The following is a 17533-nucleotide window of genomic DNA, read 5'->3' on the forward strand; positions in this document are numbered from 1 at the left end:
TATCATTCTAATTTTTTGATCCATAGGTTTCTCCATTCTCCAGGGCATGGTTTTCCTCCATGTCCCTAATATAATGTGTAACCTATGTGCCCGGTTTATTCTGTTACCTATCTGTCCGGTTTATACAGGTGAGATTATATACATAGTGTCATTGATGTTAGGGGATTAGCAAACGATCGAATCTCCGCGCCTCCGCGAGAGATGCTCCAAGCGAACGCCTATCCTATGACCGCGTCAATATTGACGTAATCCCTGACAAGCTGTTCAAGGAGTCTCAATTTCTCGGCGCTGTCCTGCGTGAGCAGAGCATCGAAATTGTCCATCTGCCGCGTCACGTCATAGGTGTCATAGGGAACCAGCAGCAGCGGCACCTTCTTTTCCGCTGCCTTGCTGATGATATTGGGAGGCGGCACGATATTGTTGGTCAGGATAACGCCCACAGTATCACTGTCAAGGGCCGCGATTATCATGTCGCACCGGTCGCCGCTGGTGATGAGGAGCTTCTGCTCCTTGTTGAAGAGGGGATTGCGGAGCGACTCGTCCGTCGACATGGCGCCGACGAAGATGTGCTTCACCACGTTGGCGAGCCCCTCTTCGCCGGCGATGACCCGCGCGATGAACCGGTCGGCGAGAAAGTTCATCGTAAAGCTGGTAAGCTGCTCCTTGAAAGGGACGATGCCGAGGACCGTGATCCCCATCTTGTCGATCGCGGGCAGGAAACTGCTCTTGAAATCATCCACATCCTGTATCTTGTTGACGATGACGCCGCCGAAATCGACCTTTGAGGTATCGATATATTCCTTTATAAAGCGCAGATCGTCCGAAACGCGGTCCCCGTCGCCGCTCGCGATCATAACGAGCCGCGCAGAAAGTGAGCGCGCCACCGAAAGGGAATCCAGGTTCACCGACGAGCCCCAGGCCAGGTCGCGGCCCCCTTCGATCAGAAGGGCGTCTCGGCCGGCTCCCGCCGATTCGGCCATGGCTGCCAGTGCTTTCCTTGTCCCCTGCTCGTCGTACTTGTACCTGAGCTTCGAATGGGCGAATCCCAGGGAAATGCTGTCCGGCTCGGCGTCTATGCCCAGGAGCTTCAGCACCACCATGGCGTCGTGGTCCACGTTCTTCTTCCGCTTGTACACCAGGCGGTCCCCCAGGGGCTTGATGTATCCGAGCTTTTTGCCGGAGGCGGCGGAGATCCCGGCCACCATGCTGGTCTTGCCCGCGCCCTCGCGCATCGAAGCGATAACTATCTTTTTCATCGTCATTCCTCCTCAGCCTGTAATCAGGATGCGGCTGTCAACCGCCTTGTGGCCCCGCGCCTGCTCGTAAACGACCACGGGATTTATCTCGATATCGGTCACCCTCGGGCATTTCCGGATGATGGTGCCGGCTTTTATCATGGCGTCGATGAGTCCCTCGATGTCCTTCCGCGCCTCTCCGCGCACGCCCAGGAGGAGCGGGAACGACCGCAGCTCCTTGAGCATCTTCATCGCCTCGGCGCGGTTGAAGGGATATCCCCTGAAGGCCACGTCCTTCATGACCTCAACATAGATGCCGCCGAAGCCGCACATGACGATGGGGCCGAAGGAGGCGTCCCGCCGAGCGCCCACAATGATCTCCGTTCCCTTGGAGACCATCTCGCACACCTCGATGCCGTCTATGACCGCGTTGGGGTCATAGGCGTGGCAGTTCTGGATGATCGCCTCATAGGCGTCCATGACCTCTTCCTTGTTGTCGATATCGAGGGCCACGCCCCCGGCGTCGCTCTTGTGCAGAATGTCCCGGGAAACCACCTTGAGCACCAGCGGGTAGCCGATCTCCTCGGCGAACCGCACCGCCTGCTCGATCGAATGGGCCACCTGCGTCCGGGGTATGCTCACGCCGGCGGCCCGCATGACCGCCGATCCCTCGCTGGCCAGGAGAAAATTGCGCTTCTCCGCCAGGGCCCCGTCGATGATCCGGTTGATGGCGTCGACGTCTATCGCGGCCTCCTCGATCGTCGCGGATTTCTCCGCCCGGGAGCGCTCGAACCGGTACATCATCCCCAGGCAGGAGACGGCCGTGTACACGTCGCCGTATACCGGCACGTTCTCGTTCCGCAGGCGTATGATGGCGTCGTTGACCGCCGTGCCGCCGACGATGGCGTAGCACACCGGCTTTTCCGCGTCGACATGTTTTTTGTACGTTTCCCGAATCATCGGCACCAGGTCCGCCGATTCGAAGGTGGCGGTCTCGCAGTAGAGGGCTATGGTCGCGTCCATGCCCGCCGTTTTCGTCGGCACGGTAAGGGCCAGGTCATAGTCCTTCGCGCCGGCGCCCCCGGTCAGGTCCACCGGGTTCTTGGTGGAGCCGAAGGACGGCACCACCTTCTCGAAGGATTTCGCGAGCTCGCCCTGGTCGTCGTAGAGGTCAATGCCGTAGCGCTCGCAGGCGTCCGTGGCCATGACGCCGACGCCGCCCCCGTTGGTGATGATGACGCTCCTGTTGCCTTTCGGCCTCGGCGTGAAGGCGAGGAACTTGCACCAGTCAAAGGCCTCGTCGATGCTGTCCGTGCGGATGACGCCGCACTGCTTCATGATTGCGTCGAAGATCTCGTCGGACCCGGCCAGGGAGCCGGTGTGGGAGGCCGCCGCCATGGCGCCCCGCTTCGACCGTCCCGATTTTATAACAACCACGGGCTTTCGGTCCGTGGTCCTCATCAGCGCGCCGATGAGCCGCTCGCCGTTCTTCACCCCTTCGATGTACATCAGGATGACCCCTGTCTCCTCGTGGCCGATGAGGTAGTCAACAAGATCCGCCTCGTCGATATCGCACTTGTTGCCGATCGACACGATGGTCGAAAGGCCGATATTTTCCACAGCGGTCTTGCCGATCAGCGCTATCCCCAGGGCGCCGCTCTGGGTGAGAATCGCCACGCGCCCCGGCTGCACGCCCGTCGCGGAAAAAGTCGAGTTCAAAGACGACGCGGACGAATAGAGGCCGAATATGTTGGGCCCGAGCACCCTCATGTCATGGTCCCGCGCAATGGCCACGATCTTCCGCTCCTCCTCGACATTGCCCGTCTCGGCGAAGCCCGACGTAATTATCTGCGCAATCCTGACGCCCTTCCTGGCGCAGGCCGCCACCGAGTCCACGACGAACTTCACCGGTATGACAATGGAGACCATGTCGACCTCGCCGGGGATATCCTCCACGCTTTTGAACACCGGGCGCCCCAGGATCTCGCCCCCCTGGGGATTGACGGGATAGACCGCGCCCCCGAATCCGCCCGACACGATATTATTCATGATCTTGTAGCCGATCTTGTCGGTATCGCGCGACGCGCCGATTACGGCGATGCTGCGCGGTTCAAACAGGTACCGGATGTTGCCGCTATTTGTTTTCATTTCCAGCCCCGAATGTTATGGTGTATTCATACACGCCGTCCTCTATCCTTTTTTCGACCTGGTAATGCATCTTGTCGAATAGATGGAGCATCGGCTTGTTTTCGCCGAGGACATCGGCCGTGAACCCCTGCAGGCCCTCGTTCTTCGCCAGCACGGTAATGTAATCAAGGAGCTCGGTCCCGATACCCTTTTTCTGATAATCGTCCCGGACGGCGAAGGCGACGTCCGCGTAGTTCTTGTCATGCCATTTCACGTACTGCCCTATGCCGACGATCACTTCCATGTCGTTCTTGGTGACGCAGGCCAGGATCACCATCTCCTTCGTGTAATCGATCACCACGAATTTCTGCCGCATCTTGTGGGGGATGTCCTTGTGCACCGTCATGAAGCGGCGCTGCAGGCTCTTGTCCGAGAGCGAATAGAAGAAATCCTTCACCAGGTCCTCGTCGCTGATCTTCACCGGCCTCATGAAGACCTTAACGCCCGACCTGGCGCGCCTCGTCGTCTCCAGGTGCTCCGGGTACTCGCCCTTCTCCCCGGGAATGAAGGCCTGGTCGCGGTAGATCAGGTTCAGGCGCTTCGCCTCCTCGATGAGCCAGGGCCTGAATCGGGGATGGGCGATGCCGATGAGGTCCATGGCCCGCTCCCGGATGTTTTTACCGTGGATGTAGCTCACGCCGTATTCCGTCACGATGTAATGGATGTCGCCGCGGTTCATGGTGACGCCGGCGCCGGTTTCAAGGAACGGCACGATGCGGGACACCTCGCCGTTCCGCGCCGTGGACTGCATCACCAGGATGCTCTTGCCTCCCTTCGAGAGAACCGCGCCCCTCATGAAATCGGCGCTCCCCCCGATCCCGCTGTAGAAGGTGCTCCCGATCGATTCCGCCGTGGCCTGCCCGGTCAGGTCGACCTGGAGAGCGCTGTTGATGGCAGTCATGTTGTCGATGGCGGCTATGACCGTGGGGTCATTGGTGTAATCGATGGAGCGGAAATCGATCAGCGGGTTGTCGTTAATGAACTCGTAGGTCGGGCGCGAGCCCATGCAGAACGCCGCGACGGTCTTGCCGCGGTTGACGACCTTCCGGGTATTGTCGATGATCCCGTCCCTGATGAACTCGACCATAGAGTCGGTGAGGAGCTCCGTGTGAACCCCCAGGTGCCGCTTGTCCTTAAGGTTGTACAGGATCGCGTTGGGGAGGCTTCCGTACCCGAGCTGTATCGTGTCCCCGTCGCTCACGATGCGGGACACGTACTTGCCGATCTCCTGGGCGGTGTTCCCCGGCACCTTGGGCGAATACTCGAGAAGTTCCTCGTCATGGTGAACGACGAAATCGATGTCCTTTATGTTAATAAACGAATCGCCGTGCACCCGCGGCATTTTCTCGTTTATCTGCGCGATGATGATCCCCGCCTTTTCGATGGCCGCCTTGGAAATGTCCACGCTGACGCCCAGGCTCACGAAGCCGTTCACGTCGGGCAGGGAGGTCTGGATAAGGGCCACGTCGATATGGATGCGGCCGCTCCTCATCAGGCCCGGCACATTGGAAAGAAAAATGGGCGTGTAGTCGGCCAGGCCGGTGTTCACGGAATTCCTGGTGTTATCGCCGATGAAAAAGGAGTTGTGCCTGAAATTATAGTCGAACTGCTGGTCTGCGTAGGGGGCGACGCCGAGGGTCCACACGTGCATCACCTGGGCTTCGGCAAAGGCCCTGGGGTTTGAGCCGACATAGCGGGTAAGGGCCTGAACCAGGTACTGCGGCTCGCCGCAGCCGGTGCTGATGAATATCCTTTCGCCCCTGTGGATATGGCTGAATATGTCCTCTTCTAATGCGAACTTCTTCGGATACTTCCTCTTCCAGTTTTCAACGGGATCCGCCATGGTGACGCCTCCCTTTTATAGTTTAAAGTATAGAAAATGTAATCCGTCGACCATCCCTTTTTTTATTAAATATGACTAACGATAACGGTCACAGGAGAAACCATATTCCGTCAGATTGCAATAACAATTTCATTTAATACAATAGTGATTATGTGATTATCCAGCATCCCGGCCGACCTGGAGATGTCTCGCCGCGATAAAGTGATTCGGATTAAAAAATATAAAAAAATGTTTCTCGCGGAGAAGGCCTCTCGCAGAATCGCTAAATCGCAGAGAAAGCTTTGATTATCATGCCGCAATCAAACCCTATCCCCTCTGCGTCCCTGCGCCTCTGCGAGAATCTTGTGCTTGTAATATTCCGTTAAGCCTATTCGCCGACGTTCTGCCGGACGATTCGCAGCACTTCATCCGGGTCAAAGGGCTTCTGCAGCGTCCCGCTTGCCCCGATCTCATGGATATCCAGGTTGGTGGCCGTGAGCCTGCCGATATCGCTCAGGAGATAGATGGGGACTTTCTTGTTTTTTTCCCGGATTTCGCGGACGAGGCGTATTCCGGCATCAATCTTTTCCATCATGATATCGGAAAAGATCAGATCAGGATTGTTTTCCGTAAAAAGCTTTACCCCCTCGGCGGCACTTCCCGCGGCAAGGACCCGGTAACCGGCTGACTCCAGGGTAATCTTCAGCGACGACAATAAATCAGGATCATCATCGATTATCAGGATACGCTTATCGTTCTGCATCAAAATCCTCCTTGAGATGCGCCCTTGGCGCCGCGTTTTTTTTGTCCAGGGTGAAGCAGAAGTCGGCATACTCGCCCGCCTTTGATTCGACCCATATCCGGCCGTGATGTTTTTCAACGATCTTCCTGCATATGTAAAGGCCGAGGCCCGAGCCCTTGACGCCCTCGGTTCCTTTTTGCTTGAGGCGGCCGAACTTCTCGAACAGGCGCTGATCCATATCCTCCCGGGATATCCCGACGCCCTCGTTCCGTATCGACACCCGTACGGCGTCCTTCTCCCCGGTGACGCTGACCCTCACCGGGGTCTTCTCGTTCCCGTACTTAATCGCGTTATTGACGAGATTGGTCACCACGATCTTCAAGAGATTCGGGTCGCCGTTCACCCGCGGCCTGACCGCGTACTCGGTGAGGATCGGCATTTTTTTCAGATTGTCCGCGTATTCCGGTATCTCGATGACCGGCTGGATGACGTCGGCGACCAGGTCGATGTTCTGCGAGAAGGATTCAAGTTTGTCTATATCCATTTTCGAAAGGTCGATGTAGCTTCGGATGATGTCCTCAAGGTACTGACAGTTGCGCAGGATCTTCTCAACGGTCTTCTGCTGTTCCGAATCGAGGTTCCCCAGGTATCCCCGGTATAAAGTCTCCGCGGTGGAGTGAACCGCCGATACGGGGCTCTTCATCTCGTGGGAAACGATGGCCATCAGGTCGAGCATGTCGGCGTCCGAGCTCTTCTCGCGGGACTTCACCGCGTTGTCAACCACGGACCTGAGTTCCTCGTTGGTGAAGGGCTTCGGAATGTAGTCAAAGGCGCCCATCTTGAGGGCCTCCCGGACGTTTTCCACGGTCGCGTAACCGGTAAAAATGATGACGGTCACCCCCGGTTTGTTCTTCCTCAGCGTGGCCAGCACATCCATGCCGGTCAGACCGGGCATTTTCAGGTCCGTAATGACGATATCATAGTCCTTTTCCTTAGTGAGACGGAGGCCCTCGTCCCCGGAACGGGCCGAGTCTATCTCGTAGGAGTCGTTTTTGAGGATCCTGAGGCAGCTTCTCACAACGATATCCTCGTCGTCGATGATGAGTATTTTAGTTGTGGGATCCATGCCTCTCCTCAAATGGTGATCACTCGTTGACTTTCGCCGCGGCGTCCCCCGCGTCGACGGGGAACTCGATGGTGAACACGGTGCCCTTCCCCTCCGCGCTCTCCACGCCGATAGTCCCGTTGTGACGCTGGATGATGCTGTAGGTGACCGACAGGCCCAGCCCGGTCCCTTTGCCGGTTTCCTTGGTCGTAAAAAAGGGATCGTAAATTTTCGAAAGATCTTCCTTTTTTATGCCCATGCCCGTATCGGAAACCGTGGCGATTATCTTATTGCCCGCCGGGTCAAACCTCGTCTTCACGGTCAGTTCGCCGCCGTCATACATCGCGTCGGCCGCGTTTACCGCCAGGTTGTTGAAAACGGATTTGATCTGATTGACATCTATATTAATCTCCGGGAGATTTTCTGCCAAATCTTTTTTAATCTTTATATGCTTAAAATTGCCGTGCTTTTCCAGTATCGCGAACGAGTCTATAATAACCCTGTTTATGCTTCCCGGTCTCTTATCGATCCTGGTCTCACGGGCGAAATCAAGAATTTCCCTGACGATATCACGGCACCGCATGGTCTCATCGATGATGACCTTGAGATCTTCCCTGTGCGCCGGATCCTTGATCTCTTCATAGAGGGATTGGCTGAAGGACAGCACACCCGTCAACGGGTTGTTGATTTCATGGGCAATCCCCGAAGCGAGTCGTCCCAGGGAGGCCAGTTTTTCCGATTGGGCCACCTGCATTTCGGTCCGTTCTTTCAGCTTCCGGTCCCGGTCCGCGATGGCATCGATCATCCTGTTGAATGTCGTGCAGAGGTACCCCATTTCATCGGTGGAGATGACCTCGATTTTCCTGGTATAATCGCCATCGGCCATCTGCTGTGAGGCTGACACCAGGTGGCGGATCGGCGTGATGATCCCCCGGACCAGGTAGATCGACAGGAGCGCGGCGACGCCCACGGACACCAGGATGACAACGAGAGAAAAGATGGTTGCGTTGCGGGAAATCCTGTTGTATTTCTCCTCGAGGATGCCCACATAGAGTATGCCGATGACTTTTCGGTCGATGTCATAGATCGGGCTGTAGCCGGAAATGTACCAGTTATTGACCACGAAGGCCTTGTCAAGCCACACATTGCCTTTTTCAAATACCTGCCGGTAGACCTCTTCCGACACCCGCGTCCCCACCGCCCTCCCGCCGTCGTCCATCTTTACATTGGTGGATATCCTTATATCGTCCATGAAAATGGTCAGGGTGCCGATATCGAAACCGCCTATACGCTCGTCCCTGAAGAGGAGCTTTTTGATCCCATCCACCAGCTCATAGTTCCTGTTCAGCAGCTTCGCGCCGTAGATCACGCCCACAAGCCGCCCTTCGCTCATCACCGGGGCTGCGGCTTTCAGGCACATGCCGTTGTACTCATAGGCCTTGTCGAGAGAACGCGCACGGGGCGTGGGATAAAGCCTTATGAACGCCCGGTCCGCGAGCATTTTGCTTTCACGGATGAGATATTCCCTTGCCATGATATCGGTGCCGGAGCACGGTTTTTTATTCTCGAGGACATACCGGACAAAGCGGTCCCCGCTCATATCATCGCCGTAGCCGTCGAAACTGTTGGCGCGCGCAATGACCCTGCCGGTCCCGTCGGTAATCGTCATGATATCTATGGCGAGCTCGTTTTTCACTTCCCTGAGCTTTTCTATCATCAGGGGACGGTTATTTTGGATGATGGCGCTTTGAAGATACCCCAGGGATGACAGGTGGTTGATGAAAAGGCTGATCAGCTGAATTCGTTCATTGTATATATGCCGGGCCGTGTTAAGGTGGCTCTGCATCTCTTCATAGGCCTGTCCAACCACGTTGTCGATGATGAGATAGCGGCTGAGCAAAATGGAGCTTATACCGCTGATGGCTACAACTGACATGAGGCTGATAACAAGCTTGGTGCTGATGTTCGCCTTGAAAGGCACTTTCATCAGTTGCAAACCTCAGTATGAGTGGATTGAATGCGCACGGACGTCTTAATCAGCAATAAATCAAAGCTTCACGGCCCTGTCAAGAAATCATTGATTCAGCGGGGAAAACTTACGTTACGACAAGGGAAAACAAGGGGCACATCGTCCGGCTCATGAGGATACCGTGCGGCTGGGAAAAAAATGTGTGAGCCTCCGGGACCCGCGTCCCCATAGGGAGACTACTTATTCTGCATGATCACCCACTGTATGGCGTATTTGGCAAGGTCGGAGGAATTCTTAAGCTTGAGCTTTTCTTTTATGTTTTTTTTATGGCTTTCAACCGTGTATATGCTAAGATTCAGCTTTTTCGCCATCTCCTTGGTGCTGAAGCCGTTCCCGATAAGCTGGAATATCTCGAATTCCCGGTTGCTCAGGTTCTCAACGGATATGCCGATGGTGTCGGCCGACCCCCGTACCAGCTTATCTATGATCTTCTTGGATATGTTTTCGCTTAAAAACAGCTCATCGTTGAGTATGGTGCGGATGGCGTTAATGATGTTCTTCGACGCCACCTCTTTCATGATATAGCCCCGGGCGCCGGCCCGTATGGCGCGCTCGGCATAGAGGGACTCGTCGTGCATGGTGAGGACCAGCGACTTGATCTCGGGAAAACGCTCGTTTATCGACTTTACCAGCTCGATGCCGCTCACGTTGCCGGCCAGGGTGATGTCCACGATGGCAATATCCGGTTTGTCGCGGTTGATCATATCGATGGCCTCGTTGGCGCTCGACGCCTCGCCGATGACCTTCAGGTCCTCTTCGATCTCGATGACCTGCTTGATGCCCTGGCGCAGCAGGGGATGGTCGTCTACGATCAGAATTTTCTTGTGTTCCAACGATTTCTCTGACATGTTCGGTTTTGCGTCATATTCTGGAATCAACTGCCCTTGCACGTTATGCACCGCCATTTCCGGGCGCCTGCCACGGGAGGGTCAAAGCCCATGAAAACGCCCGTTACCTATCTTCATGGTTATAATACTATCGGACAAGGTGCAAGTCAATACCAAGTTTTTGCTATTTTCACACCATGTATAATGTTAGTGGGATCATTTCATCTTAAACTCCCTGCCGATCTCCTCGTACAGGTCCAGTTTCTTTACCTTGCCTATGGGCGAAACCGGCAGGTTGTTGCGGAAGATTATGTCTTCGGGGATCTTGAACTTGGCCAGCTTGTCCGCGAGAAAGGCCTTGATCTCCTCCGGCGTGATGGCCGTGCCGGGCTTCGGGATGATATAGGCCCGCCCCACCTCGCCCATGACCGGGTCAGGCCGCCCCACCACTGCCGAGATCATGACGTTGGGGTGCTTCGCGATGGCCTCCTCCACCTCCGGCGGATACACGTTCTCGCCGCCGCGGATATACATCTCCTTTTTCCTGCCGCTCAGGACCAGGAATCCCTCCCCGTCGATCATGCCCATGTCGCCGGTGCGGAAGAATCCCTTCTCGTCAAAGGCCTTCCTGTTCTCGTCCGGCCTGTTCCAGTAGCCCTTCATCACCGTGGGGCCCGCCACGGCGATTTCGCCGATGCTGCCTGCCGGGAGCGGGTTGTTCTTATCGTCCATGACGGCGATTGTTATCCCTTCCATGGGACGGCCAACGCTGTTCCGTATCTTTTCCTCCCCGTGATCGGGCCGCGTGAAGGTGATGGCGCCGCTCACCTCGGTGAGGCCGTAGGCGTTGCGTGGCAGGACCCCCATCCTCTCCCTGATCCGGGAGATCAGGTCCGCCGGGCATGACTGCCCGGACACCAGGGCGATCTTGACGGAGCTGAAATCGCACTTCCCGACAATGGGGTTGATGAGCTCCAGGGCGTACTGGGCCGGCACCTGGCCGATAACGGCTATCTTTTCCCGTTCAATCGTTTTCAGCGTCTCCTCCGGCACGAAGGCGTCCATCAGCACGAGCTTGTTGCCCAGGTACAGGCAGCACATCATGGCCATGACCGCGCCCCCCACGTGGTTCATGGGCACGTTGAGGAGCACCGAATCGCCATTCTCCGCTCCGGACGAGGAGATCATCCCCTCGGAATAGGCGATTAGGTTGCCGTGGGTGAGCATGGCCGCCTTGGGCACCCCCGTGGTGCCGGACGTGTACAGGAGGAGGACCGTGTCATCCGGCGACACGGACGCCGACGCCTTGCGCAGGGAATGGTCCGGCTCCCGCAGCAGGTGCACGTAGGGGGTCATGGCGGCGCCGGGAGCGCCCCCGTCGAGGATCACGACATGCTTAAGGCACGGGGTCTCCGGCCGTATCTGTTCAAGGTTTTTCAGGAAGTCCATGCCGGAAAAGCCGGCCATGGTGAAAAGAAGCGATATACCCGCGTCGTTGATGACGAACTTGATCTCCGGCGGGGTGAAGCGCCAGCTCACGGGCACCGCGATGGCGCCGATCTTGGCCGCGGCAAGGTATATGAAGAGAAATTCGGGCCTGCTGGAGAGATATATCCCGATGCGGTCCCCCTTTGAGATTCCCATCTTCAGCAGTCCCGCGGCGATACGGTCCGATTCGCGGTTGAAGGTGCCGTAGTTCAGCCGCACCTCCTTGAACACGATGGCTTCCGCGGAGGGATTCTCCTTCGCATGTTTCAACAGCAGATCGCCCAGGACCATGGCCTTCCCCCTTGAACTCACGCCGCGTCCCCGGCCGGCGCGGGGTATCGGACAGACGCACCGGCCGCGGCGTCATGATCATGAGACGAATAATCCATCCGCGGCCCCTTATCAATCACTTTTTTATCGCAGCACGGGAAAGGAGCGGCCGTCACGGCTTCATCTGCACCCTGACCTCGAAACCGCCGTGCTCGCGGTTGCCGGCATGAAAATCGGCGCCGATGATACCGGCGCGGTAGCGCATGATGCGCAGGCCCAGGCCCGTGTTCTTCTTCTCATGGGCGCCCACGCCGTCGTCCTGTATCACGATCCTGAGCATCTGGCTGTTGGCGACAAGATGAATGTGAATGCTCCCGGCCTTTCCGTGCTTGATGGAATTGGTCACCGCCTCCCGGGCAATGTAAAAGAGGTGCGTGGCCGCCTGGTTGTCATTGACGAAAAAATTGCCGTCCTGGTATACCTTGCACGATACGTGGAAGATTTTTTCCGTCGAGGCCGCCATCTCGTCCAGGGCGGAGCGGAGGCCGTTCTTCTCCATCTCGACGGGGCTCAGCATCCGCGACAGGCTCCTCGTCTGCACGATGGCGTCACGGATCATGGTCTCGATGTTCTCGATATCCGGGATTCCCACCTTGAAGCGCTCCGCCGTCTTTTCCTTCAGCGCCTCGATGAGGAAGGTGACCGCCGTGAGGTTCTGCCCCAGGCCGTCATGGAGGTCCTGGCCGATGCGTTGGCGCTCGATCTCGGCGATGCGCATGATGCCGTTCTGGAGGTTCCGCATCTCGGTGATGTTGGTGAAGTTCTCGATCATGCCGATGACATTCCCTTCCTTGGAAAAGTAGGGCGACGCATGGACGATGAAGACGGCCTCTTCATCGTTCACGACCGTCCTGATCTCGTACTCCACGTAGCGTTTACCGGACAGGATCCGCTTCATCAGCACGCGGTCGGCCTTGAGGATCTCCCGGTCCCAGTCGGCCTGGCCGCTCCGGGCAAAGTGCCGCGCGTCAAGGTCGAACATGTCCATGAAGCGCCGGTTCAGGTGTAGGATGACGTGGTTCCGGTCGATGACGCGCATCCCCACCGGCGTGGAGTTGAATATCTGCTCAAGCTCGGTATAGGCCCTGATTTTTTCGTCCTCCGCCTTTTTGCGCTCGGTGACGTCCTGGATGGTCTCGATGGCGCCAGTGATGTTCCCCTCGGCCTCCCGAAGGACGGCCGCCGTCATCGAGAGCCACTTGCCGCGCTTCCCCAGGGACGGGAAAAACCGCTCCGCCACCCTGGCGTCTTCCAGGACATGGGATTCTTTGAATTCTCCGTCGAACTGCCCCGCCCCTTCCTGTCCCAGGCGGTCGGATATGATGATGTCGGCCAGGGTGGGGAACTTCTCGGGGTAGAAGGGCTCCCACTGGCGCCGCGTCCCGACCATTTCCTCCGACGAAAAGCCGGTGAGTATCTCGCAGGCCCTGTTCCAGTGGGTGACGCGGTGCTCCTCGTCGATTACGAAGGCGGGGATGGGGCTCCCCTCGATGATCTGGGAGAGCATGCGCCGGCTCCTCCGCAGCGCCAGCTCGGCGCTTTTCCGCTCGGTGATGTCATTGAGGAACCCCTCAGCGCCCACGATCCCGCCGTGGTGATAGAGGGGCTGGCTGTAATAGGTCTGGTAGATCATGGTGCCGTCCTTGCGGACCATGCCGAACTCGCCCCGGACTGTCTCCCCCCGGAGGACGCGTCCGGTCTCATTCTCCATCTGCCTCCTCCCCTCCCCGGGATGGACGACACCGAAATGCCTCCCGATGATATCGTCGCGCGAAATGCCGAGCATGCGCTCCCATTCCGGGTTGACGTATTCGAAGAAACCGCCCGTGTCGACGCGGTAATAGCCGAAGGGCGCGTTCTCGATGATGGAGCGGAACCGCTCTTCGCTTTCCTTGAACTCCTCCAGGGTGTTCTCGTGCTCGTCACGGAGCTCAATGCCGCCCAGGGCATACTCGATGTCGTCGGCGATTTCCTCGAACAGGACCTGCTCATCGTGGTCCCCGATCAGGTCTTCGGGGATGGAAACGGAGAGGATCCCCCTGATGCGCCCGCCGGGATTGATGCCGATGGTCATCTTTCCCTGTTCGGCGTAAAGCGACGAAAGGGGACACCCTGCGCAATCAACCGACGGGTCCCCGGTCTTTATAACGCCCGGCTCCCTATCGAAGCGGCGGGCGCACAGGGGCATCGTCCCTTTCTGGAGCATCTCTTCAACGGGGCGGAAGGATTCGCCGAGTCCGGCCTCGGCCGTCCACACCATGCGCGAGTTCTCATCGGTCAGGGCTATCCACGCGTAATTATAGCTGCGGTTCTTAATCAGTTTTTCGCATATCCCGCCGATTAGTTTTCGGAGGTCCTTCTCCTTTGTTATGAGGTGGTTGATGTCGCGGATCGACCGGACCACTAGGTTGAAGTGCCGCATGCGCTCCTGGGTCCGACTGATGCGCTCGCTCTGCAGGGCGACCACGACGGAGAGGACAATGAACATGAAGGCCCTTACATAATCGTCGACGGTCGGATAGTAGCGCGCCATGAGGAGGTGGGCGGCGACAAGGGACAGCGCCAGGAAAACCGCGACCGCAATCCCCCTCCTGCCCCACCAGAGGGAAGCCATAATGATGGGGATATAAAAAAAATGCGTAATAACGGTATTGACATGGAGAATGCCGTAAAAAACGGTGACGAGAGACAGGCAGAACACAACCAGGATAGAGATGATGATAAGCTTGTAACGGCCTTGTATCCTGTCCATCAGATGAATACCCCTGAACCGAGCAAATATTTCATTATCACAACTGTCGCCCCGGGAATCAATACGTCAAGATATATCTGTAAAATATGGCATCCCCCCTTATGGGGGCCCTGGATTATTAATAATTGACAGAGGGAAATGCCGTTTCAAAATGTCGTTTCAATAGATACCAGGCATATTTGTAAAAGCCAACCAGGGATCAGATCATGGAAGAAAAGCACGTCATCAATGAAACAACGGGCGGCATTCCCGCTGAAGAGGCAATCGGCGGTTACTCAAAAAAAGCGCTAGAATACATAACCGCTCCGAGAAATTACGGGACACTCGAAAAACCGGACGGTCACGCCAAAACGACGGACCACTGCGGGCATACGATCGAGTTTTTTCTCAAAATACGAAACAAAAGAATAGAAGGGATCACCTATGCCACGGACGGCTGCATGACATCGCACGCGGTCGGCTCGGCCGCCACGGTACTGGCCAGGGGAAAAACCGTGAAAGAGTGCGCCGCGATCAGCCATGAGGCCATCCTGGAACATTTAGGCGACATGCCTGAAGACGCCGGCCATTGCGCCCAGCAGGCGGTCAGAACCCTCAACAAGGCCCTGGTCGATTTCTTGAGGGGAAAGAAAAGATAAAAACGGCTTTCGCGGCCATGGACACCGGTCGTGTATCAACAAGTCGATGATTTATCCTTACCCCGCGGAGATCCACTGCCAGATCCTTCTTCCCCGCAGGATGTTCACACCGCCACAGGCCCCCGACATCCCAGCGAAAAAAAATGGTGGACAAACATTTTAAAATCCCTCATAGTATGACGCTCATTGTCAATCAACGCGTACGCGTATATTTTTAAGTACGCTATTGGCGGTATTTAATTTCAATAATCAATATCACCAAGGAGAGACCCATGGTAATACAGAACCTATTAACCAAAAAAGCAGCCGATATTTACACCATCAATGAGAAGAAGACACTGGTCGAATGCCTTGCCATTCTCAACGAGAAGCGCATAGGAATTCTTGTGGTACTGGACGATAGCGGCAAATTCACCGGCCTTGTGTCCGAAAGGGACGTGCTCAGGACCGTTGGGAACAAAGGCCAGGAGTACGCGAAGATACTGGCCAAAGATGTCATGACCCCGCTTAATAAAGTCTATTCTGTTCAGAAAGACGAGCATTTTGAAAAAGTAATGACCTACATGACCGAAAAGCGGGTGAGACATATACCCGTCATGGATGGCGAAAAGATCATAGGCATCGTTTCAATAGGCGACCTTCTCAAGAACCTTCTTGAGAGCGCCCAATTTGAAAATGAGCAACTGAAAAATTACATTTCCGGCGGTTATTAACCGCCGCGATACAAGAAAGATCCGAAGAATACCTTCCCCGCCCATGGCTGCGGAAACGCCGGCATTGCAGCCGCAGCGGCGAGCGGCGCGGTTTTTGAAAAAACGTCCTGTCCGGACGTTTTTTTGTGTTATGACCCTGCAACTGCTGTCAATCCTCGTGAGAAAGCCGCTGAACACGGCGTCCCTTTCCGGTTCTCTCCCATACGACCCTGGAGCGATTGCGCCGGGCGCACATAAAAAAACAGGGCCGGGAATTTTCCCTCGGCCCTGTCCTTTCCGCATGCAGTCAATACTGACTACTAGGCGGTCTTTTTCGTAGGCGGCTTGTACACGATGGCTATGAGGAGGCCGACCACCAGGAGACCGGCGGCTATAAAGAGGGCCTGATCCTTCAGGCTCGCGAATACAAGGGGTCCGACTATTCCCGCCACGCTCCACGCGGTTAGCATGAACCCGTATACCTTGCCGATGTAGCCGGGGCCGAATGCGTCCGCCGCAAAGGCCGGCATGGTGGCGAATCCGCCGCCGTAGCAGGCGAGGAGGTAACAGCCTACGACCATGAACAGGTAATAGTTGGGGATAAGGCCCATCCCCACCAGAATGTAGAGGATGGCCTGGGTCGCGAACATGATCATGAAGACCATTCTGCGCCCGATATTATCCGAAACCTTGGCCCAGAAGAGCCTGCCAAGGCCGTTGAATATCGCCGTAACGGCCACAACCATTCCGCCCGCTGCCGCCAGGACCTTCACGAGATCTTCGCCGGTGACCGACGGGTCAACCAGGGGCTTGTAAAGCTCCTGTGACAGGGGAGACAGCTGGGAAATAAGACCGAGACCTGCCGACACGTTGAGGCAAAGCATCGCCCAGAGCATCCACCACTGGGGCTTCTTGACCGCTTCGCCGAACTGGTATGAATCAGCCGCGGACACCGCGCTTTTGGCGGGGGTGAAGCCCTTGGGCAGCCATCCCTGCGGAGGGTTCTTGTAAAACTGCGCCGCGCCGGTCACGAGGATAAGAAAAATTATACCCCAGATATACCAGGTCATGGCCACGCCGGAGCTGACGGCCTTTTCCGCCCCTCCGACCGTCTCGACGACCTTGAAGCTCTTGATCATGGCGGGAGCGATCTGCCCCATGAAAAAGGCGCCGGCGCCGAAGCCCATGACGGCCAGTCCGGTTACCAGGCCCCGCTTGTCAGGGAACCAGCGAATGAGGGTGGCGATGGGGGTCACGTACCCGAAGCCGTTGCCCAGGGCGGCAATAACGCCAAAACCGAGATAGAGCAGATAAATATTGCCCATCTGGTCGCCCAGGCCGGCGATGAGAGTACCCACACCGAACAGAATGCCGCCTATCGTGGCCACAAAACGGGGGCCCTTTTTATCGACAAGGGTGCCGCCGAAGGCCGCCGAAAGGCCGATGATAAGCATAAGCATCATGAATGTGAGCTGGGTCGAGGTTTCCGACCAGCCATGCATTCCCATAAGCGGTTTTTTGAATACTGACCAAGCGTAGACCGTACCGAGGCAGAGCTGCATGACGATCGCCGCGATGGCTATGAGCCATCTTTTAGATTCCAGATTCTCGTTACTCATTTTTCCTCCAAATTTAATTTTATGTCGTTAAAACTATTAAGGTCAATGCCCGCGGACCTGCTGTAAC

At 56.5% G+C, this 17533-nt stretch carries 12 protein-coding genes; 2 read left to right on the plus strand and 10 right to left on the minus strand.

Features of this window, described 5'->3' with window-relative positions:
• Positions 1-218: 218 nt before the first annotated feature.
• The 9 genes from KA369_22830 to KA369_22870 all read right to left on the minus strand — a co-directional run bounded on the left by KA369_22830 (position 219) and on the right by KA369_22870 (position 14517).
• Positions 219-1256: a phosphotransacetylase family protein gene (locus KA369_22830; GenBank protein MBP7738824.1), complete on the minus strand. Its 1038-nt coding sequence runs from the start codon at positions 1254-1256 to the stop codon at positions 219-221.
• Positions 1257-1268: 12 nt separating this feature from the next.
• A complete protein-coding gene (locus KA369_22835; GenBank protein ID MBP7738825.1) occupies positions 1269-3383 on the minus strand; it encodes an acetate--CoA ligase family protein in 2115 nt (704 codons plus the stop codon).
• A complete protein-coding gene (locus KA369_22840) occupies positions 3370-5265 on the minus strand; it encodes a GNAT family N-acetyltransferase (GenBank protein ID MBP7738826.1) in 1896 nt (631 codons plus the stop codon). The genes KA369_22835 and KA369_22840 overlap by 14 nt, the downstream gene beginning before the upstream one ends.
• Before the next feature lie 367 nt (positions 5266-5632).
• Positions 5633-6007, minus strand: coding sequence for a response regulator (locus KA369_22845; protein MBP7738827.1), 375 nt, complete (start codon positions 6005-6007; stop codon positions 5633-5635).
• Positions 5994-7112 (minus strand): response regulator, encoded by a 1119-nt coding sequence (locus KA369_22850; GenBank protein MBP7738828.1) that lies wholly within the window; start codon positions 7110-7112, stop codon positions 5994-5996. The genes KA369_22845 and KA369_22850 overlap by 14 nt, the downstream gene beginning before the upstream one ends.
• 19 nt (positions 7113-7131) lie before the next feature.
• The gene (locus KA369_22855; GenBank protein MBP7738829.1) at positions 7132-9078 is read right to left on the minus strand and encodes a cache domain-containing protein; all 1947 of its coding nucleotides are present in this window, start codon (positions 9076-9078) and stop codon (positions 7132-7134) included.
• 218 nt (positions 9079-9296) lie between these two features.
• Positions 9297-9953 (minus strand): response regulator transcription factor, encoded by a 657-nt coding sequence (locus tag KA369_22860; protein ID MBP7738830.1) that lies wholly within the window; start codon positions 9951-9953, stop codon positions 9297-9299.
• 210 nt (positions 9954-10163) lie between these two features.
• Entirely contained in the window at positions 10164-11747 is a 1584-nt protein-coding gene (locus KA369_22865; GenBank protein MBP7738831.1) for an acyl--CoA ligase, read from the minus strand.
• A gap of 130 nt (positions 11748-11877) precedes the next feature.
• Positions 11878-14517: a PAS domain S-box protein gene (locus KA369_22870; protein MBP7738832.1), complete on the minus strand. Its 2640-nt coding sequence runs from the start codon at positions 14515-14517 to the stop codon at positions 11878-11880.
• A gap of 206 nt (positions 14518-14723) precedes the next feature.
• Here KA369_22870 and KA369_22875 point away from each other — a divergent pair, with 206 nt between their 5' ends.
• On the plus strand, positions 14724-15155 hold the full coding sequence (locus tag KA369_22875; GenBank protein ID MBP7738833.1) for an iron-sulfur cluster assembly scaffold protein: 432 nt from the start codon (positions 14724-14726) through the stop codon (positions 15153-15155).
• Between the two features lie 272 nt (positions 15156-15427).
• Positions 15428-15868: a CBS domain-containing protein gene (locus KA369_22880; protein MBP7738834.1), complete on the plus strand. Its 441-nt coding sequence runs from the start codon at positions 15428-15430 to the stop codon at positions 15866-15868.
• A gap of 299 nt (positions 15869-16167) precedes the next feature.
• Here KA369_22880 and KA369_22885 read toward each other — a convergent pair whose 3' ends face one another.
• Positions 16168-17466: an OFA family MFS transporter gene (locus KA369_22885; GenBank protein ID MBP7738835.1), complete on the minus strand. Its 1299-nt coding sequence runs from the start codon at positions 17464-17466 to the stop codon at positions 16168-16170.
• Positions 17467-17533: the final 67 nt, after the last annotated feature.

Source organism: Spirochaetota bacterium, assembly GCA_017999915.1.
GTDB lineage: Bacteria > Spirochaetota > UBA4802 > UBA4802 > UBA5550 > RBG-16-49-21.

What these genes read in the sequence shown, in the direction of transcription:
- KA369_22855 (MBP7738829.1), bottom strand. Translation starts at nt 9,078, where the DNA reads ATGAAAGTGCCTTTCAAGGCGAACATCAGCACCAAGCTTGTTATCAGC.
- KA369_22875 (MBP7738833.1), top strand. Translation starts at nt 14,724, where the DNA reads ATGGAAGAAAAGCACGTCATCAATGAAACAACGGGCGGCATTCCCGCT.
- KA369_22830 (MBP7738824.1), bottom strand. Translation starts at nt 1,256, where the DNA reads ATGAAAAAGATAGTTATCGCTTCGATGCGCGAGGGCGCGGGCAAGACC.
- KA369_22885 (MBP7738835.1), bottom strand. Translation starts at nt 17,466, where the DNA reads ATGAGTAACGAGAATCTGGAATCTAAAAGATGGCTCATAGCCATCGCG.
- KA369_22840 (MBP7738826.1), bottom strand. Translation starts at nt 5,265, where the DNA reads ATGGCGGATCCCGTTGAAAACTGGAAGAGGAAGTATCCGAAGAAGTTC.
- KA369_22870 (MBP7738832.1), bottom strand. Translation starts at nt 14,517, where the DNA reads ATGGACAGGATACAAGGCCGTTACAAGCTTATCATCATCTCTATCCTG.
- KA369_22850 (MBP7738828.1), bottom strand. Translation starts at nt 7,112, where the DNA reads ATGGATCCCACAACTAAAATACTCATCATCGACGACGAGGATATCGTT.
- KA369_22880 (MBP7738834.1), top strand. Translation starts at nt 15,428, where the DNA reads ATGGTAATACAGAACCTATTAACCAAAAAAGCAGCCGATATTTACACC.
- KA369_22835 (MBP7738825.1), bottom strand. Translation starts at nt 3,383, where the DNA reads ATGAAAACAAATAGCGGCAACATCCGGTACCTGTTTGAACCGCGCAGC.
- KA369_22845 (MBP7738827.1), bottom strand. Translation starts at nt 6,007, where the DNA reads ATGCAGAACGATAAGCGTATCCTGATAATCGATGATGATCCTGATTTA.